Here is a 21,364-nt window from a genome sequence, read left to right on the forward strand (position 1 = left end):
CCAGGACCCCCGGGCTCAGCACGCGGTCGGGCATCGAACGCAACATCCACCACCTCGGCTGCAACGTCCTGGGACTGGACATCGATCCCCAGGGCGGCGCTGGTGACGGACTCCGAGCTGAACATCCTCGGCGAGGGCGTGGACGTCGTCATCCGCCCGCCGGCGGAGGCGCTGGCGAACATGCCCGAGGTGGTGCGCGCCATGCACACCTCCTCCGGCCTGCTGGAGGAGCTGGAGCACGGCGTGACGCTGGCCGAGGCCGAGGAGCGGGTGCTCGCGTACATCCGCGAGCACGTGCCGGAGGCCGGCCGGACGCCGCTGTGCGGGAACTCGGTGGCCACCGACCGCGGCTTCCTGGCCCGGGACATGCCGGCGCTGGAGAAGCACCTGCACTACCGGATCGTGGACGTCTCCTCGATCAAGGAGCTGGCCCGCCGCTGGTACCCGAAGGCCTACTACAACAGCCCGCAGAAGGGCGGGAACCACCGGGCGCTCGCCGACATCCGCGAGAGCATCGACGAACTGCGCTACTACCGCGAGGCGGTGTTCGTCCCGCAGCCCGGCCCGGACACCGACACCGCGCGCGCCATCGCCGAGAAGTACCAGGCTCCGACGGCCTGACCGGCGGACCGTCCCCGGTGGCGGGGCCCCGGCCGCCCCGGACCCCGCCACCGACGGCCGCCACCCGACCCCGCCGCCGCGGGCCCGCAGGGGTGCGCGGAGTGCCCGCGTCCGCCCGAACGAAACCCTGGCGCGAGCACCCTCTCGGATCCTGTAGAGTTCTTCCTGTCGGAACGGGAACGCGAGAGCGGGAACGGACCGGACAGATGGTGGGTGTAGCTCAGTTGGTAGAGCACCTGGTTGTGGTCCAGGTGGCCGCGGGTTCGAGTCCCGTCACTCACCCCAGAGCCCGAGGGGCCGATCTCTTCAAGAGGTCGGCCCCTCGGGCGTTTTCGCGTTCCCTCAGTTCTCCCCGGCGGTTCGGGTTTTCCCGGCGCAGACCTGCCGCCAGAAGCTACCGACAAGTAACATTGCCGCCATGACGACTCCTTCGATCGGCCAGCTGCTCGACTCCACCGTGCCGATGGCGCACACCCTCAAGCTCGAGTACCTGGAGACCACCCCGGAGCGCGCGGTGCTCCGGCTGCCCGACCAGCCCGCGTACCACAACCACGTCGGCGGCCCGCACGCCGGCGCGATGTTCACCCTCGCCGAGTCCGCCAGCGGCTGCATCGTGCTCGCCGCCTTCGGCGACCAGCTCTCCCGGGCCGTGCCGCTCGCCGTGAACGCCGAGATCGCCTACAAGAAGCTCGCCATGGGCGAGGTCACCGCCACCGCCCTGCTCGGCCGCCCGGCCGGCGAGGTCGTCGCCGAGCTGGACGCCGGTGGCCGCCCCGAGTTCCCGGTCACCGTCGAGATCACCCGCGCCGACGGCGCCGTCACCGGTGTGATGACGGTCACCTGGACCCTGCGCCCCAACTCCTGACCACCCCGCGGCCGGTGGCCCCGGGGGTCCGACCCCCCGGGCCACTCGCGCGATGACCGTCCGTGACGGCCGGCGTGACCTCACGCCCCGTCCGCTCGTTCTCGACTCACGTGCGAGCCAATCACGCGACCAGGCCCCAGGAGCCCGCCCCCCGCGGCGTCACCGGAGCGCGGCGCGCGATCCGACGGTGGCTGCCGCACCCCCGCGCGGTCGCGGCCGGCGGCGCGCTCCTCGCCCAGCTCTGGGGGATCGGCGCACCCGGAGCGTACGCGGCCTCCGCCGAACCCCCGCCGGAGGGGACCCGGCCCGCCGTCCGACGGACCGCGCCGCACGACGGCGGCGCGCACGGCGGACCGGCCCCGCGCGGGGCGCCCCGGAGCCGCCCCGCCACCGGCGGATCCCCGCCCGACGGGACATCAGCCGGACCGCCCCCCGAGGCCGGGCACCAACCGGGCGGGGAGACCGCCCGGCCCTCCGGGCCCGTCGGCGAACCGCCCGGCACCGGACTCGCCGGGACCACCGGCGCCGTCGGCGGCCTCCTCCAGGACCGGATCCGGGCCGGCGGGCTCCCCCTCCCCGGCCAACGGGCCGCCGTCCCCGACGCTTTCGCGATCGCCTCCGGCCTGCTCGACACCGCCCCCGCGCAGGGCCGCCGCGTCGAGGCCCGCGCGCCCCGCGAGGGCGAACCGTCCGCACCGCCCACCGCCGCCCGGCCCGGCAGCGGCCCCGGCCGCACCGCGGCCACCGCCCACGCGCCCCACCAGCCCCGGGCGGCCGCCACGCCCCCGCCCGCCCGGGAGACCGTCGCCCCGGACCCGCGGAGCACGGCCGACCGGGGCGTCGCCGGCACCGCCACCGCCGCGCCGGTGAGCACCGTCACGCCTGACGGTCCGGCCGCGCCGATCGCCCTCGCCGAGACCGCCCCGGTCACGGCCGTCGGCGACGACTCCGCCACGGTGACCGCCGTCCTCGCCCCGATCGCCGCCGGACTGCTGCTGACCGGCGCGGCCATGTGCAAGCACCGCGGCCTGCCGCGCGGACACTGACGGGCCCGGCCCGGGAGGACGGCAACGGGCCCACCCGCCGGAGGCGCGGCGGGAGTTCGCACGCGAGCCGGACCGGACGGCGGCCGGACGGCAGGCCGGTCAGGCCCGGTCAGGTCGGGTCGGGGCGGGCCAGGTCAGGTCGGGCCCGTCAGGGTGGCGCCCAGGCGGACGGGACGGCCGGACCGGTCAGCGGAAGACGCCCGGCGGCGGGGCCGGCGAAGGGGCGGCGGTGGCGTCGGTGGCCGGGACGGCGCCGGCCGTGAAGTCGGTGAGCCCGGGCCCGTGTTCGACCCGGCCGAGCGCCGCGTCGGAGGCGACCCGGCGGGTGAGGTCGGCCAGCGGCAGCGGGTCGTGGCCGGCCGCGAGGACGAGGTTGCCGAAGCGCTTGCCGCGCAGCACGGCCGGGTCGGCGATCAGGCACAGCTCGGGGAAGACGGCACCGAGGGTGGCCACCTGGGAGCGGGCGAAGCGCAGGGCCGAGCCGTCGGCGATGTTCGCCGCGTACCGCCCGCCGGGGGCGAGGGCGCGGGCGGCGAGGGCGGTGAACTCGACGGTCGTGCAGTGGGCCGGGGTGCGGGCGCCGGAGAAGACGTCCGTGATGACCAGGTCGACGCTGCCCTCGGGGGTGCGCTCCAGCACGCTGCGGGCGTCGGCGCCGCGCACCTTGATCTGCCAGCCGCGCTCCAACGGGAGTTCCGTGCGGACGAGTTCGGTGAGCGCGGTGTCGATCTCGGCGACCTGCTGGCGGGAGCGGGGCCGGGTGGCGGCGACGTAGCGGGCCAGGGTGAGGGCGCCGCCGCCGAGGTGCAGGACGGTGAGCGGTCGGCCCGGCGGGGCGGCCAGGTCGATCAGGTGGCCGAGCCGGCGCTGGTACTCGAAGCCCAGGTGGGTGGGGTCGGCGAGGTCGACCAGGGACTGCGGGGCGCCGTCGATCAGCAGCGACCAGGCGTCGGGCCGGTCGCGGTCGGGGCGCAGCTCGGCGAGGCCGGAGCCGACGGGGCGGGTGAGCGGGCCCTGGGCGCGGGTGCGGCCGCCGGGGCCGGTGGCGGCCGGTCCGGTGTCGCGCTCGGTGTCGCGGCCCGTGCCGCGGGCGGCTCTGCTTCGTCCCATGCCGGCCATTATCGCCGCCGGACGGGGCGGCGTCACAGGCCGGTCGTCACAGGTCAGGGGCGTCGAGGGGCGTACCGGGTGGATCCGGCCGGAGGGGCGGGTCGGGCTCGCGGGCCCGGCGGGATCCGCACGGCACGCACGCTAGAACGGGCCGAGTCCGCCGGCGGTGAGCGTGCAGGCGGCCTCGCACAGGGCGGAACGGAGCACCCAGGCGTCGGTGGGGCGCGCGACGCCGGCCGGGGGGATCACCCAGCGCGGGTCGGTGGCGCCGGGCAGCAGGGCGCCGGCCGTGCAGGAGCTGCCGGGCAGGTGCCAGGTGTCGCAGGTGCCGGCGGGGACGAGGAAGACGACGGTGCTGCCGTTGCGGCTCTGCAGGACGGCGCCGCAGGCACGGCGCAGGCGCAGGATGTCGACCGCCTCCAGGCCGTGCCGCAGCGCGACGGTCACGGTGTCGTAGGAGGTGGCGGGGGTGTCCTCGGCGGCTCCGGTGCGGTTCCGCGCGCCGCAGGGGGCCCGGCCGCCCTCGACCGGCCCGCGACCGGGGATCCGTTCGTCGGCGGGTTCGGGGAGCAGGGCGGGGGCGGCGCCGGCGAGCGCCCCTCCGACGACGGGTCGGTACTGCGGCAGTCCGGTGGCCATCATGGGCCCTCCTGTACCTCGTCGGGTCGGAAGCCGCCGCCGTCCGGGAGGTGGGGGCCGCGGGGCGGGCGACGGGCCGGGGCGGGGCCCGGGCTTCCACGTATCAGGACAACGCGGTGGACGCCCGGCAGGCCACGGGGCGCCTTACAGCAAGCCATGGCATTTCATGGCGGATACCCGCAACAAAGCCCGGTATGTACCGGATTGACAGCACATCTCCCGTGAACCCGCCGTGGTCGACCGGTCACGCCCGGTACTGTCGGCGGCATGGCAGCCACCCCACCGGCCGAGCCGAACCGCCCGTCCCCCAACTCCGTGATGCGCGCGCTGCGCGGCGATCGCTCTCCCGGCGAGTTCGCCACGGCGGTGCGCCGGGCCGCCCGCGAGATCGGCGAGCACGTGTCCTGCGACGCGCGCTACGTCGGGCGGGTCGAGTCCGGTGAGATCCGCTGTCCCAACTACGCCTACGAGCGGGTGTTCCGGCACATGTGGCCGGACCGCACGCTCACCGACCTCGGCTTCTCCCCCCGCACCGCCGTCCGGGGCCGCACGGCGACCCCCGGCGGCCTGCGGGCCGAACCCCCCACGTGCCACCCCCCGTTCCCGCCCCTGCCCGCCCCGCGCTCACCGCTCTCCACCCAACTCCCGTACGCTGCCTCGCCGTACGCGGATCCAACCGCTCCGGACGGGCCCCCGTGGCCGGGGGCCGGCGCGGTGCCCCGGGGGTCCGACGGATCGCCCTATCTCGACGAGGAGAACGACGACGTGCGTCGCCGTACGTTCCTGGCCGGCGGCTCGACCGCGCTGGCCGCCGTGATCGGCATCGAGCGGCCGGCCGCGGCCGCCGCCGGCCGCGCCACCGCTGCCGGCGGCCCCGCCACCGACCCCGCCGTGCCGCGACTGTTCGGCCCCGGACCCGGCCCCCTGGTGCCGGGCCGCCCGGGACCGGTGCCGCCGCTGCGCAAGGTCGGCGTCGCCGAGGTGCTCGGCGTCGAACAGGCCGTCCGGGACATCCGGCTGGCCGACGACGCGCACGGCGGCGACACCCTGTTCGAACGCGCCGGGCAGTCGCTGCGCACCGCCTACGTGCTGCTCAACGAGGGTGAGTACAGCGCGGAGACCGAACGCAGGCTCCAGGCCGGGGCCGGCGAACTCGCCATCTCGGTGGGCTGGTTGGCCCACGACTCGAACCGGCTCGCGGACGCCCGCTCGCTCTACGCGGAAGCGCTCGCCACCGCCCGGATGGCCGGCGACGCCGCCCTGGAGGCGCATGTCTTCTGCAACAGCGCCTTCCTCGCCCGCGACGCCGGCCGGCCCCGCGAGGCGCTGCGCGCCGCCCAGGCCGGCCAGGTCGCCGCCCGCCGGCTCGGCTCCGACCGGCTGCTCGCCCTGCTGGCCATGCGCGAGGCCGGCGGCTGGGCCGTGCTGCAGGACCGCACCGCCTGCGAACGCGCCCTCACCCGGGCCCGCACGCTCTTCGACCACGGCCCCGTCGACGCCGACCCGGAGTGGATGTCCTTCTTCGGCGAGGCGGAGCTCGCCGGTCTGCAGTCGCAGTGCTGGTCGGCGCTCGGCGACTGGGACCGCGCCAGCGAGCAGGCCGCGCTGGCCATAGCGCTTCAGGAGCCGCACTTCGTGCGCAACCGGGTCCTCTACACCGCCGAACTCGCACACGACCGGCTCGGCCGGGGCGACCTGGTGGGCGCGGCGCACCACGGCTCGGCCGCCGTGGCGCTGTTCGGCGAGGTCCGTTCGGCGCGGATCCGCGGCATGCTGGCGGACACCGCCGGACGGCTGCGCGGCCACGCCGCCGTGCCCGAGGTGCGCCGCTTCCTGGTCGGGTACGACCGGGCGGCGGCCGCCTGAGGCACGGCGGTCGACGGCGCGTCGGTGGGCGAAGCGTCGGTGGGCAGTGCGCCAGTGGGCGGCGCGCCGTGAACGACGCGTCAGTGGGCGGCGCCCGTCCCCTCCAGGTGGGAGAGGTCGTTCCAGACCTCGACGGCCGGGGCGCCGTACTCCCAGGACAGCACGCAGAGCGCGGCGGTGCCGAGCTTGAACCGCTGGGCGAACTCGGGCGGCAGGCCCAGCCAGCGGGCGGTCAGGATGCGCAGCAGGTGGCCGTGCGCGAAGAGCACGACGTCGCGGTCCGCGCAGTGCATGACGGTGGTGTCCTCGTCCGGGACGCCGTGTTCCTCGTTGAGGTCGGCGAGCAGGGCGTCCACCCGGGCGGCCACCTCGGAGAGCTTCTCGCCGCCGGGCACGCCGTCGCGCCAGATCAGCCAGCCGGGGTGGTCGGCGGCGCGGATGTCCGCACCGGTGCGGCCCTCGTACTGGCCGTAGTCCCACTCCAGGAGCTCCGGGCGGTCGACCGCGCGGTCGCCGAGGCCGGCCAGCTCGCAGGTCTCCCTGGCGCGGCCGAGCGGGCTGGTGTAGACGAGCGCGTCCGAGAGCCCGTTCCAGGGGGCCCTGGCGAGGCGGGCGCCGAGCGCCCGGGCCATCGCGCGGCCCTCCTCGGTCAACGGGATGTCGGTGCGGCCGGTGTGGCGGCCGGTGGCCGACCATTCGGTCTCGCCGTGGCGGACCAGCACGATTCGGGCGGGCATGGGGGGGCTCCTCGCAGCGGGGCGGTGGCAACGTTCGGTCTCACCCTTGAGCACCGGGTTCCATGATCCCTCACCCGGACGGCGGACACGATCCCGGGCGGGGGGAGTTGGCGGGGGCGGGCGGCCGCAGGCCGGAACGGGCCGGGCCGCACCGCGTTGTCGGACCCGGATGCGACACTGGGCCGCACCATGAACGTCTCGACGAACGTCCCGTCCAGCGGGCACGCTGAGCCGCTCGCCCAGCGGCTCGCCGAGCTGCGCGGACCGGCACCGCAGCGCAGTCTGAACGCCCGCTCCCTCGCCGCGCTCGCCGCCAATCCGGGCTGCCACCGCCGCGCCGTGCTCGACGCGGCCGGGGTGGACAAGTCGGCACTGGCCGCCCGGCTCGGCCGCCCCGCCCCCTTCGGGCAGTCCCCGTTCGCGATCTCCCGCGGCGTGATCTTCGAGGCCCGGCTGAAGGCGGACGACTACGCCGCACTGCTGGAGCCGCTGCGGGCCCGCCTCGGCGTCCCGGTGGACGGCGGCGGCGCCCCGCTGCTGGTCCCGGACCTGCTGCACCGCTCCGGCCCCGCCGTCCGGGCCGACCGGACGGCCGAGGCGCTCGCCCGGGCCGCCGCCGAGCCGGAGGCCTGGACGCTGCTGGACCACCCGATGCTGCGGCTGGACGTGGCCGGCGGCACCGCCTACCTGGAGCCGGACGCCGTCGTGGTGCACGGCGGGCGGTGCACCGTGGTCGAGATCAAGTCCTTCCCGGTGCTGGACGGCGGTGCCGACCCGGCCAAGGTCGGTGCCGCCGCCCGCCAGGCCGCGGTCTACGTGCTGGCGCTCCAGCACGCCGCCGCCGCACGGGCCGGCCGGCCGCTCGCCGAGGACCCGTACACCGAGCAGGCGCTGCCGGGCAGCCCCCGGTCGAGCGTGCTGCTGGTCTGCCCGAAGGACTTCGGCAACCGGCCGACGGCCGTCGCCGTCGACGTCCGCCGGGAGCTCGCCACCACCCGCCGCCAGCTGAGCCGGCTGACCGGCATCGGCCGGCTGCTCGCGGAGCTGCCCGCCGGGGCCGACTTCGACCTGGCCACCCGCGAGGACGGCGACCCCGCCCGCTCCGCCGAGGAGCTGACCGCCTCGGTGGAGGCGGTGCCGGCCGCGTACAGCCCGGACTGCCTCTCCACCTGCGAGCTCGGCTTCCACTGCCGTGCCCGGGCCCGCTGCGACGACCGGGTCGAGCAGCTGGGCCGCGGCGTGCGCGGCGAGCTGGGCAGCATCCGGACGGTGGCGCAGGCGCTGGCCGCCGCCGAGGAGACGGGTGCCGACACCGACGAGGCCGCCGAACGGCTGGCCTACGCGGCCGCCCTGCGCGCCGAGGCGCTGGGCCGGGCACTGGTCGGAGCCGCACGGTGAGCGGGCGCGGCGACGGGCCGGTGCCCGGCCGCGGCGGGGCGGGCGCATGAGCCTGCTGACCACCCTCGCCCGGCTGGAGGCCGTCCGCAGCGGCCGGGCCGAGCCGCTGGCCACCGTCCGGCACCGGCACCTGTCGGACCGCCCGATGGTGCTGGTGCCGCTGACCGCGGCCGGCGAGTCCGGCGCGCCGCTGGCGGTGATGCTGGGCACCGACCGGGAACGGCCCCGGGTGCACCTGGTGCCGCAGCCGCTCAACCGGACCCTGCGCTTCGACTTCCTGGCCGGCCTGGCCGCCGACCTGCTGCCCTACCTGGAGTCCTTCGCCGAGGACGTGGAGCAGATCGAGGGCTCCGAGAAGGACCCGGAGACGGGCGAGAAGACCCAGGTGTTCCGGGAGCTGTGCTCCGACGCGCCGCAGCTGATCGTGCCGAACGGCGCCGGCGTGCAGCACCTCGCCCTGCTCGGACGCTCGACCCGGTTCCGCCGCACGGCCGAGGACGCCGAACCGGGCCCCTACCCGGCGCCGGTGCGGGTGCCGCTGCTCGGCCGCTGGCTGACCCACCTCACCGACCGCGCCCAGGTGCCCGGCACCTGCCTGCTGCTGTCGATGACCGGCCTGCTGGCCCGGCACTGGGCCACCGGCCAGAGCCACCTCGAGGACCAGCACCTGGCCGCCCGGCTGGCCTGGCACGCACCGCCGGACGGGCTGACCGGCGCCGAGGCCGCCGAGCGCGCCGAGTCGGCCCGGGACGACCGCGGGCAGCTGCTGCACCCGCCGGCCGGTCCGGCCACGGACCCGCAGTTCGACGAGGCCGTGCTCGCCCCGGCGATCGCCCGCTACGACGCCGCCGCGGCCGCCCTGCGGCACGCCGCCGAGCAGGGGGACGAGCCCGCCGCCGAACGGGCCCGGGACGCCGTCCGGGCGGCCGTCGGGCAGCTGCGCGAGGCGCTGACGGCAGTACTGCTGCCCACCTGGCGGGACGTCTGGCACGGCCTGGACCTGCTGCGGGCGCTGCCGCCGGCCGGGCACCTGGCGGAGCGCTGGACGGGCGACCGCTGGTCCTACACCGGCCACCGGGACCGGCTGGCCGCCGGCGAGCCGCCGCAGCCCCGGCAGGACGACGCGGTGACGGCCGCCCGCAAGCTCGCCCAGCGCGAGCGCGAGCAGGCCCGGCTGGACGTCCAGGAGGCGCTGGACGATCCGCTGGCGATGGCCGAACACCGTCTGGCGGGAGAGGCGTTCACCGGCGTGGTGACGGAGGTGGTGCCGGACTACGACACCTCCGGCCGCTCCCCCAAGCCGCGCCCGCTGGTCACCCTGCGGACGACCGACCGCCCGCACGCCGACCTCGGGCGGGAGGCGCACCGGGTCCGGGGGTTCCCCCGGCCGGAGGGCGGCGCAGGGCCGTCCGCGCAGAAGGCAGAGATCGCCGCGGTCGACCAGGCCGCGGGGACGATCACCCTGCGCGTGCTGTCCGGCATGGGCCGCAGGAAGGAGCCGGAGCCGGGCAGCCTGCCGGAGCCCGGCGAACCGGTGACCTTCACGCTCTTCGAGCTGACGGTCCGCCAGTCCGCCCCGCTGCCCGATCCGGACGAGACCCCGTGGACGCACGGCGGCCCGCCCGGCGCCGCGCCCGCGGCCGGGCCGTCCGCCGCCGAGGAGTGGGAGTGATGGGCGGGATGAGCACCGAGCAGGCGCCCGGCGAGGCCGCCGACGCCGCCGTGGCCCGGATCCTGGCGGCGACGGTCCACCCGCCGGCCGGCGCCCCGCGCGGGGTGGTCGTGGACTCCCCGCCCGGGGCCGGGAAGTCGACGCTGGTGGTGCGCGCCGCCCGCGAACTGGTCGGGGCCGGCGAGCGGTTGATGATCGTCGCCCAGACCAACGGCCAGGTGGACGACCTCGTCGGCCGACTGGCCGAGAAGGCGCCGGAGCTGACGATCGGACGGCTGCACGCCGCGGACGCCCGGCCCGGCCCGGAGGTGCTGCGGCACGCCAACGTCACGCCCTCCGACAAGGTGGCCGACCTGGTCGAGCAGGACGTGGTGATCTCCACCTCGGCGAAGTGGCAGTGGGTGCGGGCCGAGGCGCCGTGGCGGCACGCGATCGTCGACGAGGCGTACCAGATGCGCTCGGACGCGCTGCTCGCGGTGGCCCGGCTGTTCGAGCGGGCGCTGTTCGTCGGCGACCCCGGCCAGCTGGACCCGTTCACCGTGGTCGGCACCGAGCAGTGGGCGGGCCTGTCCTACGACCCGTCGAGCAGCGCCGTGGTCACCATGCTGGCGCACAACCCGCAGATCGAGCCGCACCGGCTGCCGGTCTCCTGGCGGCTGCCGGCCAGCGCGGCGCCGCTGATCTCGCGGGCCTTCTACCCGTACACGCCGTTCCGCTCCGGCACCGGGCCGGACGACCGCCGGCTCACGGCCGCGGTACGGCCGGACGGCTCGGCGCTGGACGCCGCGATCGACCGGGCCGCCGAGCACGGCTGGGCCCTGCTGGAGCTGCCCGCCCGGCACACCGTGCGCACCGACCCGCAGGCGGTGGCGGCCGTCGCGGCCACCGTCCGCCGACTGCTGGACCGTGGGCTGACCGCCCACTCCGAGCAGGGCTCCGCCCCGCTCACCGCGGGCCGGATCGCGGTCGGGACCGCCCACCGGGACCAGGCCGCGGCCGTCCGGGCGGCCCTGCTCAGGGCGGGCGTCCCGGTGGACGTGGCGGCCGGCCCGGCCGTCACGGTGGACACCGCCAACCGGCTGCAGGGCCGCGAGTACGACGTCACCGTGGTGCTGCACCCGCTCTCCGGGCGACCGGACGCGACGGCCTTCCACCTGGAGACGGGCCGGCTGTGCGTGCTCGCCTCCCGGCACCGGCACGCCTGCATCGTGGTGGCCCGGGCCGGGATCGGCGAGCTGCTGGACGAGCACCCGTCGACCGAGCCGGTGCAGCTGGGCGCCCCGGTGAGCTTCCCGGACGGCTGGGAGGCCAATCACGAGGTGCTGCACCACCTCGGCGGCCACCGGGTCCGGCTGCGCTGACCGCCGGGGCGGCCGTGGGCGGCCCGGCGGTCGCTCCCGGGCCGGTCCGGCGTCGGTCCTCGGCCGGTGCCGGTCAGTCCTCGGTCAGTCCTCGGTCTCGCAGAGCGCGTAGGCCCGGACGACGCCGCGGGCCGCCCGGGCCGCCCAGGTGGCCGGGGCGTCCGGGACGGGGGCGCTGACCAGGACGGCGTCGGCGGGATCGGCCGGCGTGAGGGTGTAGCCGCCGCCGGTGAGGTGGCTGCGGGCCGGGCAGGTCGCCGTCGACCAGCCGCCGGGTGCGCTCTGCCCGCCGGTCACCACGACGGTGGTCTCGGCGGCGACGGCGTCGGGGGCCGTGGCGGCGATCGGCAGGGCGAGCGGCAGGGCGAGGGACAGGGTCGCGAGGGTCTTCCCGGTGCGCATGGTCCTCCTTGGACGGCGGTCGGACGGCGGTCGGTGGTCGGTGGGCAATCGGCCTGCGTCGGCACGTCGGCCGGTGCCGGTTCACCCGGGACAACGCCGCAGGCCGGGCCGCGATGACGGCACGGCGCCGGGACCACCCGAAGGGGTACCCGGGCCGCGGGGGCGCGCCCCCGGCGCGTGCGGGGGAATAGCGCCCGCACGCGCACCGTTCCGTTACCGGCCGTCGCCGCGCGACAATGGACGACGGCCACGACCGGGCGGCGCGGCCCGGAGCAGCCGCCGCCCACCCCCTCATCGAGCCCCGGAGGTGTCCGTCCATGCCCGACTCCCACACGAAGGCGTCCGACCACGGTGGTCCGTCCGACCCCGCGCGACGCCAGCGTCCGGCGCAGCTGCTGTTCGAGCCGCAGTCCGCCGAGCCGGAGCCGGAACGGTTCTTCGACCTGGAGTCCATCGACGACCCCGCCGAGCTGCTGCGCCGCTCCACCGAGCTGGCCCTGGCCTTCCGCGCCGCCGCGGAGCGGGCCACCGACTTCCAGGCCGTCGCCGCCGCGCAGCTGGCCGACCCGCGCCGGTTCGACGCGCTGCCGGACACCGAGATCGCCCGACGCGCGGACTGGACCCCGGACTACGCGGCCAAGATGATCGAGTACGGCCGCGGGCTGCTCCAGCCCCGCCGCCACGAGGACTGAGCCCCGGCGCCGCATCCGCCCCGTCCGCCACACGGGCCCCGGACACGGGCCGCTGGCATATGCGCGGCGGGAAGGGTACGCCGTGCCGCGCCGCCCTGTCCGACGAACGGCGCTTTCCCTCCCGTCCGGCCCGCCGAGCGCGCAGGCTGCTGTGCGTGGACATCTGGACCTATCAGTCGGTGGAGTACGTCACCGTCGCCGGGGAGGCCTGGCTCGCCTCCGCCAGCGAGTACCCGCGCAGCATGCGCGCCCTCTGGGAGGCCCGCCCGTGGGCGCCCTCGGTGCTGCCCTGCGGTCGCGCCTTCGACGTGATCAGCATGCCGTCGCTGTTCGGCCGCCGGGTGCTGGACGAGCTGTGGGCCTCCGGCCCCGGCTGCGGCCCGGTGGCCTCCTACCGGGGGCGGACCCTGCTGTTCGTGCGGCCCGGCGCGGCGCCCAGGCTGCGCCGGCTGCTGGCCTGGGAGGAGTGGGCCCGGGACGTGCCGCCGCTGTTCTGTCACGGGCGGGGCGACACGGTGACGGTGCCGCCGGTGCAGCGGATGGTGAACGGCCCGGACTCCCCGGGGCTGGGCTCCGGCCGGTGGATCGTCGCGCCGGAGGACCGCGAGCCGTGGCTGCCCGGTGCCTCGGTGGTGCTGTGGGCCTGCGTGCGGGCGGCCCGGGAGCCCGGTGCGGCGGTGCCGGTCGGCGCGGCGGTGGTGACCGGCGGGTGAACCCCGGACGGACGGTATTCGATTTTGGCGCGGCCCGGGGCCGCTGCTAGAGTCTTCTCTGTCAGCAGGCGCCGCTAGCTCAGTTGGTTAGAGCAGCTGACTCTTAATCAGCGGGTCCGGGGTTCGAGTCCCTGGCGGCGCACAGACGGTCGAAGGGCCCCTCGCGAGAGCGAGGGGCCCTTCGGCGTTTCCGCGTGCGGGGCCCGGGAGCGCCGGGCGGCGGGCCGCCCGCGGGAGCGGACGGCCCGGCCGGGGCTCAGCGGCCGCGCAGTGCGCGGTAGCGGGCCACCAGCTCCGCGGTGGAGCCGTCCAGCTGGTCGGCGCCCTCGCCGGTGAGCAGCACGGGTTCGATCCGCTTGGCCAGCACCTTGCCCAGCTCGACGCCCCACTGGTCGAAGGAGTCGATGTTCCAGATCGCGCCCTGGACGAACACCTTGTGCTCGTAGAGCGCGACCAGCTGGCCGAGCACCGAGGGGGTCAGCTCGGCGGCCAGGATGGTGGTGGTCGGGTGGTTGCCCCGGAACGTCTTGTGCGGGACGAGCTCGGCGGGCACGCCCTCGGCCGCGACCTCCTCCGGGGTCCGGCCGAAGGCCAGCGCCTGGGTCTGCGCGAAGAAGTTGGCCAGCAGCAGGTCGTGCTGGGCGACCAGGCCCGGGAGCAGGTCGGCGACGGGCCGGGCGAAGCCGATGAAGTCGGCCGGGATCACCTTGGTGCCCTGGTGCAGCAGCTGGTAGTAGGCGTGCTGCCCGTTGGTGCCGGGGGTGCCCCAGACCACCGGCCCGGTCTGCCAGTTCACCGGCGTGCCGTCCCTGGTCACCGACTTGCCGTTGGACTCCATGTCCAGCTGCTGCAGGTAGGCGGTGAACTTGGAGAGGTAGTGCGAGTACGGCAGCACGGCGTGCGCCTGGGCGTCGAAGAACGCGCCGTACCAGACGCCCAGCAGGCCGAGCAGCAGCGGGACGTTCTGCTCCGGCGGGGCGGTGCGGAAGTGCTCGTCGACCAGGTGGAAGCCGTCCAGCATCTCGCGGAAGGCGTCCGGGCCGATGGCGATCATCAGTGAGAGGCCGATCGCCGAGTCGTAGGAGTAGCGGCCGCCGACCCAGTCCCAGAACTCGAACATGTTGGCGGTGTCGATGCCGAAGTCGTGCACGCCCTGCGCGTTGGTGGACAGCGCGACGAAGTGCTTGGCCACGGCCTCGGTGCCGGCGCCCAGCCCGGCGAGCAGCCAGTCCCGGGCGGAGACCGCGTTGGTGATGGTCTCGATGGTGGTGAAGGTCTTCGAGGCGACGATGAACAGCGTCTCGGCCGGGTCGAGGTCGCGCACCGCCTCGTGCAGGTCGGCGCCGTCCACGTTGGAGACGAAGCGGACGTCCAGGTCGCGCTCGGCGTAGGAGCGGAGCACCTCGTAGGCCATCGCGGGGCCGAGGTCGGAGCCGCCGATGCCGATGTTGACGACGGTGCGGATCGCCTTGCCGGTGTGGCCGCGCCACTCGCCGCCGCGGACCCGGTCGGCGAAGCCGGCCATCTTGTCCAGGACGGCGTGCACGGCGGGCACGACGTTCTCGCCGTCGACCTCGACCACGGCACCGCGCGGGGCGCGCAGCGCGGTGTGCAGGACGGCGCGCTGCTCGGTGTTGTTGATCTTCTCGCCGCGGAACATCGCGTCCCGCAGCCCGGCGACCCCGGTGGCCGCGGCGAGCTCGCGCAGCAGTTCCAGCGTCTCGTCGGTGACCAGGTGCTTGGCGTAGTCCACGTGCAGGTCGCCGACCTGGAGGGTGTAGCGGCGGCCGCGCTCCGGGTCGGCGGCGAACAGCTCGCGCAGGTGCGTCTCGCCCAGCTCGGCGCGGTGCTTGCCGAGGGCCGCCCACTGCGGGGTCCGGTCGAGCGGGGTGCGGGCGTCGGCGCGGGTCTCCGACATCGGTGGTTCCTCGATTCATCTGGGTGCAGATACCGGCAGGGCCAGGCGGTGAGGGTTTCGCGAGGTCGTGCGGGTACTGGTGGTGCGCCGACTCCGTTGACGGCCTGCCCGGGCTCAGCCTATGCAACGTCCGGCGGGGCCGCGCACATTCCGTTCGGTCACGTCCCGAGGCGGGTCGGCCGCCCGGTGACGGGGAGGTGTCAGCGGGGTGGACCGACGGTGCGTCACTTCCTCTCGGAGCGCAGGTCGAGCCCGCGCAGCACCTGGTCGACCAGCTCCGGGTCGGTGCCCGCCTCGCTGCGGGCGACCAGCATCTCGCGCCGGGACGCGGCGATCATCTCCTGCTCGACCTCCCGGGCAGCCCGCCACTGGGAGAGCCGCAGCTTCGCCTCGGCGGCCTCCTCCTCCGCGTAGTTCTCCGGGCAGAGCCGGGCCAGCCGGTCGTGCTGACGGTCCCGCAGGCGGTCGGCGACCTCGGCGGGCAGCCGGTCCTGCTCCTCCAGCTCGCCGAGCCGCAGCAGCCCGGCCTTGGCGGCCCGCCACCAGAGCCGGCGGACGGCCTGCTCGTGGCGGTCCTGGTCGATGTCCAGCTGCAGCCGCTTGGCCAGCCAGGGCAGGGTCAGGCCCTGGACCAGCAGGGTGAAGAGCACCACGCTGAAGGCGATGAAGACCAGTCGGCCGCGCTCGGGGAAGTCCGCGCCGGAGTGCACGGTCAGCGGGATGGCGAGGGCCAGGGCGACGGTGGCCACGCCGCGCATGCCGGACCACCAGAGCACCACGCTCTCCCGCCAGCTGAACGGCGTGTCCTCCTCCTCGCCCGAGCGCAGCCGTCGGGAGACCCAGCCGGCCGGCAGCAGCCAGAGCAGCCGGACCAGGACGACGACGGCGATCACCACCCCGGCGTCGCCGAGCATGCCGGTCCAGCCGGTGCCGGCCTCCTTGAGCACGGTGGCGAGCTCCAGCCCGATCAGGCCGAAGGCGACGCCGGTGATCAGGATCTCGACGACCTCCCAGAAGGCGTTGCCGACCAGCCGGTAGGAGACGGCGTCGGCGTCGGCGGCCCGCTCGGCGAGGTAGAGCGCGCAGATCACCACGGCGAGGACGCCGGAGCCGTGGATCTCCTCGGCGATGGTGTAGGCGGCGAAGGGCACCAGCAGGTTGAGCGCGACCTGCTGGGTCGGGTCGTCCAGCAGTTCGGCGAGCTTGCTGTTCACCCAGCCGAGGACGATCCCGACCACCACGGCGAGCACCGCGGAGAGCACGAAGCGCAGGATCGCGTGGCCGGCCGAGAAGTCGTCGCTCACCACGGCGTCGATGGCCAGCGAGTAGATGACGATCGCGGTGACGTCGTTGAACAGGCCCTCGCTCTCCAGGATCGCCACCAGGCGGCGGGGCAGTCCGACGCTGCCGGCCACCGCGACGGCGGCGACCGGGTCGGGCGGGGAGACCAGCGCGCCGACCGCGATCGCGGCGGCCAGCGGCAGCGCGGGCAGGAGCCAGTGCACGGTGCCGGCCACGGCGACGGTGGTGACCACGACCAGGGCGACGGCGAGCAGCAGGATCGAGCGGACGTTGGCCTTGAAGTAGCGGACCGAGGAGCGCCGGGCGACCGCGAAGATCAGCGGCGGCAGGACCAGCGGCAGGATCAGTTCGGGCTCGATGGTGATGTCCGGGATCTGCGGGACGAGCGCCATGCCGATGCCGAGCAGGGTCATCAGCACCGGCTGCGGCACCCCGGTCCGGCGGGCCAGCGGCATGGTCACCACGGAGGCGAGCAGCACCAGGAAGAGCAGGGGCAGCTGACCCACGGGGAGGTTCCTCTCGACGGCGGACGGCTGAGCGCCGCCAGGATAAATCTGACAATGCGCCTATCCCTGGGGACACGCCGGGAGGTGCTTGACCTCAAGCGCGCTTCAGGTTCGAGGATCGGGGCGCGGCCCGCGGCGGACGCTCCCCCGCGGACGCGGACACGCCGGCGCGGACCCGCCGCGGCACGCGCGCACGACCGAGAGGACAGGAGCACCCATGAAGGCAGTCACCGTTCCCGGGTTCGGCGGACCGGAGGTCCTGCGGGCGGCCGAGACCCCCGACCCGCTGCCCGGGCCGGGCGAGGTGCGGGTCCGGGTCCGCGCGGCCGGGGTCCAGCCGGTCGACCTCGCCGTCCGCGAGGGCTTCTCCCCGCCCGGGGCGCGGATCGAGCCGCCGTTCGTCCTCGGCAACGAGTTCGCCGGGGTGGTCGACCGGCTCGGCCCCGGCAGCCACGGCTGGCAGGTCGGCGACGAGGTCCTGGGCTTCCGGCTCCTGAACTGCCACGCCGAGTTCGTCACCGTGGACACCGCCCAGCTGGTCGCCAAGCCCGCCGCGATGCCCTGGGAGCAGGCCGGCTCGCTCTCCGCCTCCGGCCAGACCGCGCACATGGCCCTCCGCCTGCTGGGCGTCGGCCCCGGCGACACCGTCCTGGTGCACGGTGCGTCCGGCGGAGTCGGCACCGTCGCCGTCCAGCTCGCCCGGGCCTGGGGCGCCACCGTGATCGGCACGGCCGGCGAGCGCAACCACGCGTACCTGCGCGGGCTGGGCGCCGTTCCCGTCGCCTACGGCGAGGGGCTGGTCGAGCGGGTCCGGGCGGTGGCGCCGCAGGGCGTGGACGCCGCCTTCGACGCCGCCGGGCGGGGCGCGCTGGAGGCCTCGGTCGAGCTGGTCGCGGACCGGGCGCGGATCGGCACCGTGGTCGACTACCCGGGCGCCGAACGGCTCGGGGTGCGCGGGCTGCGGGCGGAGCGGACCGCCGCCCGGCTGGCCGAGCTGGTCGGGCTCTGGGAGGCCGGCGGCCTGCGGCTGGAGGTGGCCGAGGCCTTCCCGCTGGAGCGCGCCGCGGACGCGCACCGGATGGTCGGCACCGGGCACGTCCGGGGCAAGGTCGTCCTGGTCCCCTGACGGCCGCCGGCCGACCCCGGCCCGGGCGCCGGCCGCTCCGGCTGCAGCCCGTCCGGGCCGATTGTGTGTTTCGGCTGCTGACCAGGTAATGTTCTCCACGTCAGCAGGCGCCGCTAGCTCAGTTGGTTAGAGCAGCTGACTCTTAATCAGCGGGTCCGGGGTTCGAGTCCCTGGCGGCGCACAGACAGCCGGAAGGCCCTTCGCGAGAGCGAGGGGCCTTCCGGCGTTTCCGGCTCCGCTCCCCCGTCCAGGGGCTTCCGCCGCTCCCCCGTCCAGGGGCCCTTCCGTCTCCGGCACACCTGCCGCCGCGGCCGGGCGCCCGCGGTGGCAGGAAAGGTGGGAAACAGGTCATTGCCGCCATCGGAGCCCGCTGACAGGCTGGCCGCATGAGAGCACGCAGCGTGCTCGTCGTCCTCTACGACGGCGTGCAGAGCCTGGACGTGACCGGCCCCCTGGAGGTGTTCGCGGGGGCGGGCGCCGCCGCCGGGCGGCCCGGCGCCTACCGGCTGACCACCGCCTCGCCCGGCGGCGCCCCGGTGCGCAGCCGCAGCGGCCTGCGGCTGCTGCCGGACGCGGACCTGGCCGGGGCCGGCCCGGCGGACACCCTGCTGGTCCCCGGCGGGGCGGAGGCCGACGACCCGGGCCGGGCGGCACTGGTGGCGCGGATCCGGGAGCTGGCCGAGGGGGCCGAGCGGGTGGCGTCGGTGTGCACCGGGGCGTTCCTGCTCGCCGAGGCCGGACTGCTGGCCGGCCGCCGGGCCACCACCCACTGGGCGTACTGCGACACGCTGGCCCGGCGCTTCCCGGACGTCCGGGTCGACCCCGAGCCGATCCACGTCCGGGACGGGCCGGTGGCCACCTCCGCCGGGGTGACCGCCGGGATCGACCTGGCCCTCGCCCTGGTCGAGGAGGACCTCGGGCGCGACGCCGCGCTGCTGATCGCCCGTCACCTGGTGGTCTTCCTGCGCCGGCCGGGCAACCAGGCGCAGTTCAGCACCCAGCTGGCCGCCCAGGTCGCGGCCCGCGACCCGCTGCGCGAGGTCCAGCGCTGGATCGCCGAACACCCGGAGGACGACCTCTCGGTCGAGGCACTGGCCCGCCGCTCGGCGCTGTCCCCGCGGCACTTCGCCCGCGCCTTCGCCGCCGAGGTCGGGGTCACCCCCGGCCGGTACGTGGACCGCGTGCGGCTGGAGGCGGCCCGGCGCCGGCTGGAGGACACCGCGGACGGGATCGAGGAGGTCGCCCGCTCCTGCGGCTACGGCACCCCGGAGGCGATGCGACGCGCCTTCGTCCGGGCCCTGGCCGTCGCCCCCACCGAGTACCGGCGCCGCTTCCACCCCGGCCCCACCACCCACCGAACCGGAGGAACCTGATGCGCATCGCCGTCCTGCTGTACGACCAGTTCACCGCCCTGGACGCCGTCGGCCCCTACGAGGTGCTGTCCCGGATCCCGGGCGCCGAGGTGGTGTTCACCGCCGCCCGGCGCGGGCCGGTGCGCACCGACATGGCGAGCCTGGCGCTCACCGCCGACGCCGCCCTGGACGAGGTGGACGCGGCCGACGTGCTGCTCGTCCCCGGCGGGCCCGGGACGCAGGAGCGGCTCGCGGACGCGGCCCTGCTGGAGTGGGTCCGCGCGGTGGACGCCACCACGCGCTGGACGACCTCGGTCTGCTCGGGCTCCCTGCTGCTCGGCGCCGCCGGACTGCTGACCGGGCGCCGGGCCACCTCGCACTGGTGCTGCCTGGACCAGCTGCCCCGGTACGGCGCCGAGCCGGCGGCCGCCGAGCGGGTCGTGATCGACGGCAAGTACGCCACCGCGGCCGGGGTCTCGGCCGGGATCGACCTGGCGCTGTCGCTGACCGGCCGGCTCGCCGGGGACTCCGTCGCGGAGGCGATCCAGCTGGTCATCGAGTACGACCCGCAGCCGCCCTACTCGACGGGCTCCACCGCGACCGCGCCGGCCGGGATGGTCGAGGACCTGCTGGCGAAGGGGCTGCTGCTCTAGGGTCCTCCGTCGGCCCCGGGGCTTCCCGGCCGGGCGTCAGGTGCGCCGGGCCGGGAAGCCGTGGGCCCGGGCGCCGAGCACCACCGCGAGGACCGGTACCAGCAGGAGCAGGACGGTCCACGGCAGCGCCCCGGTGCCGAACCGGCCCAGCACCAGGCCGCCGGCCACACCGCCGCCCGCCATCGCGACGTTCCACAGGGTGACCAGCGCGGCCTGGGCGGCGTCCGCCTGCGCGCCGCCCGCGTCGCCGGCGGCGGTCTGCAGCAGGGTCGGCGCGCCGCCCCAGCCCAGGCCCCAGAGCAGCGCCGCGAGGTGGACCAGCGGCGAGCCGTCGGGCCACAGGCCCAGCAGGGCCGCCGCCGCCGCGATCAGCAGGACGCCGCCGGCGGTCAGCCACCGCAGCCGGCGGTGGATGTGCACGCCGGTGAACCAGATCGCCACCAGCGAGGCCAGCCCGAAGACCAGCAGCACCGAGTCGGTCGCGGTCCCGAGGCCGGCCCGGTCGAGGAACGGTGCGACGTAGGTGAACAGGACGGTGTGGGCGAGGACGAGGAGCACCGTCACGGCGAGCACCGGCCGGACTCCGGGCAGGGCGAGCGCGCGCCGTACCGGGGTCCGGTCGCCGTCCGCCCGGCCGGGCTGGTCCGGCAGGGCCGCCGCGATCCAGCCGATCACGCCGACCGCCAGTGCCGTCATGGCCAGGAACGGCACCCACCAGGCCAGCACCCGGCCGAGGAAGGTGCCGACCGGTACTCCCAGCGAGAGCGCCACCGGCACGCCCGCCATGGCGACGGCCATGGCCCGGCCCTGCTGCCCGGCCGGCACCAGACGGCGGGCGTAGCCGGCCAGCAGCGCCCAGGCGAGGCCGGCCGCGACCCCGGCGAGGAAGCGGGCGGCGATGGTGAGCGGGTAGTTCGTGGAGGCCGCGGTCACCGTGTTGGCCACGGCGAAGCCGGCCATCGCACCGAGCAGCAGCCGCTTGCGGCTCCAGCCGGCGGTGGCCGCGGTCAGCGGGATCGCGGTGGCGGCGGTGCCGAGTGCGTAGACGGTGACGGTCTGCCCGGCCGCCGACTCGCCGACGCCGAGGGCCCCGCCCATGCCGGGCAGGACGCCTGCGGGCAGGGTCTCGGTCAGTGCGGTGACGAAGACGGCGGTGGCCAGTGCGAGCAGGGACGGGAGCGGGAACGGGGACCGCCCGCGCGCCGCGGGGGTCGGGAGCTGTGTGGTCGCCATGGGGACCATGCTCGAACCTCACACCGGTGTCAGGTTCAAGTGCGTTCCGGCGCGGTTCACGTGCGGTCACGTGTGTTCAGGCGCGTTGGCATGCGTTCGCGTGCCGTTCGCGTGCGTTCGCGTGCTCCGGTGCGGTGCCCGGCCCCCGCACG

Annotated in this window: 18 protein-coding genes, 3 tRNA genes and 1 pseudogene; 15 read left to right on the forward strand and 7 right to left on the reverse strand. The window is 76.2% G+C overall.

Going from position 1 to position 21,364, the window contains the following annotated elements:
* Positions 1-93: 93 nt before the first annotated feature.
* From orn to AB0N04_RS23190, 4 genes and pseudogenes are all read left to right on the forward strand, one after another.
* A pseudogene (gene orn, locus AB0N04_RS23175) lies at positions 94-621 on the forward strand (oligoribonuclease); the annotation flags it as partial.
* A gap of 209 nt (positions 622-830) precedes the next feature.
* A tRNA-His gene (locus AB0N04_RS23180) sits at positions 831-906 on the forward strand.
* A gap of 133 nt (positions 907-1,039) precedes the next feature.
* The gene (locus AB0N04_RS23185; RefSeq protein WP_360209282.1) at positions 1,040-1,486 is read left to right on the forward strand and encodes a DUF4442 domain-containing protein; all 447 of its coding nucleotides are present in this window, start codon (positions 1,040-1,042) and stop codon (positions 1,484-1,486) included.
* Positions 1,487-1,596: 110 nt separating this feature from the next.
* Positions 1,597-2,532, forward strand: a complete 936-nt coding sequence (locus tag AB0N04_RS23190; protein WP_360209284.1) for a hypothetical protein — start codon at positions 1,597-1,599, stop codon at positions 2,530-2,532.
* Between the two features lie 186 nt (positions 2,533-2,718).
* Here AB0N04_RS23190 and AB0N04_RS23195 read toward each other — a convergent pair whose 3' ends face one another.
* Together AB0N04_RS23195 and AB0N04_RS23200 are read right to left on the reverse strand one after the other, a co-directional pair.
* Positions 2,719-3,642, reverse strand: coding sequence for a fused MFS/spermidine synthase (locus tag AB0N04_RS23195; protein WP_360209286.1), 924 nt, complete (start codon positions 3,640-3,642; stop codon positions 2,719-2,721).
* 141 nt (positions 3,643-3,783) lie between these two features.
* Positions 3,784-4,284 (reverse strand): hypothetical protein, encoded by a 501-nt coding sequence (locus AB0N04_RS23200; protein WP_360209288.1) that lies wholly within the window; start codon positions 4,282-4,284, stop codon positions 3,784-3,786.
* A gap of 264 nt (positions 4,285-4,548) precedes the next feature.
* Here AB0N04_RS23200 and AB0N04_RS23205 point away from each other — a divergent pair, with 264 nt between their 5' ends.
* Positions 4,549-6,147 carry a tetratricopeptide repeat protein gene (locus AB0N04_RS23205; protein ID WP_360209291.1) on the forward strand — a complete coding sequence of 533 codons (1,599 nt, stop codon included), beginning with the start codon at positions 4,549-4,551 and terminating at the stop codon, positions 6,145-6,147.
* Positions 6,148-6,227: 80 nt separating this feature from the next.
* Here the strand turns inward: AB0N04_RS23205 and AB0N04_RS23210 are convergent, their stop codons facing one another.
* Entirely contained in the window at positions 6,228-6,884 is a 657-nt protein-coding gene (locus AB0N04_RS23210) for a histidine phosphatase family protein (protein WP_360209294.1), read from the reverse strand.
* A gap of 189 nt (positions 6,885-7,073) precedes the next feature.
* On the opposite strand from AB0N04_RS23210, the gene AB0N04_RS23215 reads away from it, so the two are divergent.
* The 3 genes from AB0N04_RS23215 to AB0N04_RS23225 are packed head-to-tail and all read left to right on the forward strand — an operon-like array spanning position 7,074 to position 11,315.
* A complete protein-coding gene (locus tag AB0N04_RS23215; RefSeq protein WP_360209297.1) occupies positions 7,074-8,282 on the forward strand; it encodes a hypothetical protein in 1,209 nt (402 codons plus the stop codon).
* A gap of 46 nt (positions 8,283-8,328) precedes the next feature.
* Positions 8,329-9,954: a hypothetical protein gene (locus AB0N04_RS23220; RefSeq protein ID WP_360209300.1), complete on the forward strand. Its 1,626-nt coding sequence runs from the start codon at positions 8,329-8,331 to the stop codon at positions 9,952-9,954.
* A gap of 8 nt (positions 9,955-9,962) precedes the next feature.
* Complete coding sequence (locus AB0N04_RS23225) at positions 9,963-11,315, forward strand: AAA family ATPase (protein WP_360209513.1); 1,353 nt, start codon at positions 9,963-9,965, stop codon at positions 11,313-11,315.
* A gap of 84 nt (positions 11,316-11,399) precedes the next feature.
* Here AB0N04_RS23225 and AB0N04_RS23230 read toward each other — a convergent pair whose 3' ends face one another.
* Positions 11,400-11,717: a hypothetical protein gene (locus AB0N04_RS23230; protein WP_360209303.1), complete on the reverse strand. Its 318-nt coding sequence runs from the start codon at positions 11,715-11,717 to the stop codon at positions 11,400-11,402.
* A 317-nt stretch (positions 11,718-12,034) separates the two neighbouring features.
* On the opposite strand from AB0N04_RS23230, the gene AB0N04_RS23235 reads away from it, so the two are divergent.
* From AB0N04_RS23235 to AB0N04_RS23245, 3 genes are all read left to right on the forward strand, one after another.
* On the forward strand, positions 12,035-12,409 hold the full coding sequence (locus AB0N04_RS23235; protein WP_360209305.1) for a hypothetical protein: 375 nt from the start codon (positions 12,035-12,037) through the stop codon (positions 12,407-12,409).
* Between the two features lie 155 nt (positions 12,410-12,564).
* Positions 12,565-13,122: a bifunctional DNA primase/polymerase gene (locus AB0N04_RS23240; RefSeq protein ID WP_360209307.1), complete on the forward strand. Its 558-nt coding sequence runs from the start codon at positions 12,565-12,567 to the stop codon at positions 13,120-13,122.
* Positions 13,123-13,190: 68 nt separating this feature from the next.
* Positions 13,191-13,264 (forward strand) — tRNA-Lys (locus AB0N04_RS23245).
* Between the two features lie 114 nt (positions 13,265-13,378).
* Here the strand turns inward: AB0N04_RS23245 and pgi are convergent.
* The gene (gene pgi / locus AB0N04_RS23250) at positions 13,379-15,040 is read right to left on the reverse strand and encodes a glucose-6-phosphate isomerase (protein WP_360209310.1); all 1,662 of its coding nucleotides are present in this window, start codon (positions 15,038-15,040) and stop codon (positions 13,379-13,381) included.
* 224 nt (positions 15,041-15,264) lie between these two features.
* Complete coding sequence (locus AB0N04_RS23255) at positions 15,265-16,848, reverse strand: Na+/H+ antiporter (protein ID WP_360209313.1); 1,584 nt, start codon at positions 16,846-16,848, stop codon at positions 15,265-15,267.
* A gap of 217 nt (positions 16,849-17,065) precedes the next feature.
* Between AB0N04_RS23255 and AB0N04_RS23260 the strand changes: the two genes are divergently transcribed.
* The 4 genes from AB0N04_RS23260 (at position 17,066) to AB0N04_RS23275 (ending at position 19,979) form a co-directional block, all read left to right on the forward strand.
* A complete protein-coding gene (locus tag AB0N04_RS23260; protein WP_360209315.1) occupies positions 17,066-17,974 on the forward strand; it encodes an NADP-dependent oxidoreductase in 909 nt (302 codons plus the stop codon).
* A 107-nt stretch (positions 17,975-18,081) separates the two neighbouring features.
* Positions 18,082-18,155: transfer RNA gene (locus AB0N04_RS23265), tRNA-Lys, on the forward strand.
* A gap of 205 nt (positions 18,156-18,360) precedes the next feature.
* On the forward strand, positions 18,361-19,347 hold the full coding sequence (locus AB0N04_RS23270) for a GlxA family transcriptional regulator (RefSeq protein WP_360209317.1): 987 nt from the start codon (positions 18,361-18,363) through the stop codon (positions 19,345-19,347).
* Entirely contained in the window at positions 19,347-19,979 is a 633-nt protein-coding gene (locus AB0N04_RS23275) for a DJ-1/PfpI family protein (RefSeq protein WP_360209320.1), read from the forward strand. The genes AB0N04_RS23270 and AB0N04_RS23275 overlap by 1 nt, the downstream gene beginning before the upstream one ends.
* Positions 19,980-20,015: 36 nt before the next feature.
* Here the strand turns inward: AB0N04_RS23275 and AB0N04_RS23280 are convergent, their stop codons facing one another.
* Positions 20,016-21,212 (reverse strand): MFS transporter, encoded by a 1,197-nt coding sequence (locus AB0N04_RS23280; protein WP_360209322.1) that lies wholly within the window; start codon positions 21,210-21,212, stop codon positions 20,016-20,018.
* Positions 21,213-21,364 lie beyond the last annotated feature (152 nt).

The organism is Kitasatospora sp. NPDC051702, assembly GCF_040681575.1.
GTDB lineage: Bacteria > Actinomycetota > Actinomycetes > Streptomycetales > Streptomycetaceae > Kitasatospora.

Coding starts and splice junctions, on each gene's coding strand:
- AB0N04_RS23225 (WP_360209513.1), top strand. CDS start 9,963: ATGAGCACCGAGCAGGCGCCCGGCGAGGCCGCCGACGCCGCCGTGGCC.
- AB0N04_RS23195 (WP_360209286.1), bottom strand. CDS start 3,642: ATGGGACGAAGCAGAGCCGCCCGCGGCACGGGCCGCGACACCGAGCGC.
- AB0N04_RS23205 (WP_360209291.1), top strand. CDS start 4,549: ATGGCAGCCACCCCACCGGCCGAGCCGAACCGCCCGTCCCCCAACTCC.
- AB0N04_RS23235 (WP_360209305.1), top strand. CDS start 12,035: ATGCCCGACTCCCACACGAAGGCGTCCGACCACGGTGGTCCGTCCGAC.
- pgi (WP_360209310.1), bottom strand. CDS start 15,040: ATGTCGGAGACCCGCGCCGACGCCCGCACCCCGCTCGACCGGACCCCG.
- AB0N04_RS23280 (WP_360209322.1), bottom strand. CDS start 21,212: ATGGCGACCACACAGCTCCCGACCCCCGCGGCGCGCGGGCGGTCCCCG.
- AB0N04_RS23220 (WP_360209300.1), top strand. CDS start 8,329: ATGAGCCTGCTGACCACCCTCGCCCGGCTGGAGGCCGTCCGCAGCGGC.
- AB0N04_RS23270 (WP_360209317.1), top strand. CDS start 18,361: ATGAGAGCACGCAGCGTGCTCGTCGTCCTCTACGACGGCGTGCAGAGC.
- AB0N04_RS23200 (WP_360209288.1), bottom strand. CDS start 4,284: ATGATGGCCACCGGACTGCCGCAGTACCGACCCGTCGTCGGAGGGGCG.
- AB0N04_RS23210 (WP_360209294.1), bottom strand. CDS start 6,884: ATGCCCGCCCGAATCGTGCTGGTCCGCCACGGCGAGACCGAATGGTCG.
- AB0N04_RS23185 (WP_360209282.1), top strand. CDS start 1,040: ATGACGACTCCTTCGATCGGCCAGCTGCTCGACTCCACCGTGCCGATG.
- AB0N04_RS23275 (WP_360209320.1), top strand. CDS start 19,347: ATGCGCATCGCCGTCCTGCTGTACGACCAGTTCACCGCCCTGGACGCC.
- AB0N04_RS23230 (WP_360209303.1), bottom strand. CDS start 11,717: ATGCGCACCGGGAAGACCCTCGCGACCCTGTCCCTCGCCCTGCCGCTC.
- AB0N04_RS23215 (WP_360209297.1), top strand. CDS start 7,074: ATGAACGTCTCGACGAACGTCCCGTCCAGCGGGCACGCTGAGCCGCTC.
- AB0N04_RS23260 (WP_360209315.1), top strand. CDS start 17,066: ATGAAGGCAGTCACCGTTCCCGGGTTCGGCGGACCGGAGGTCCTGCGG.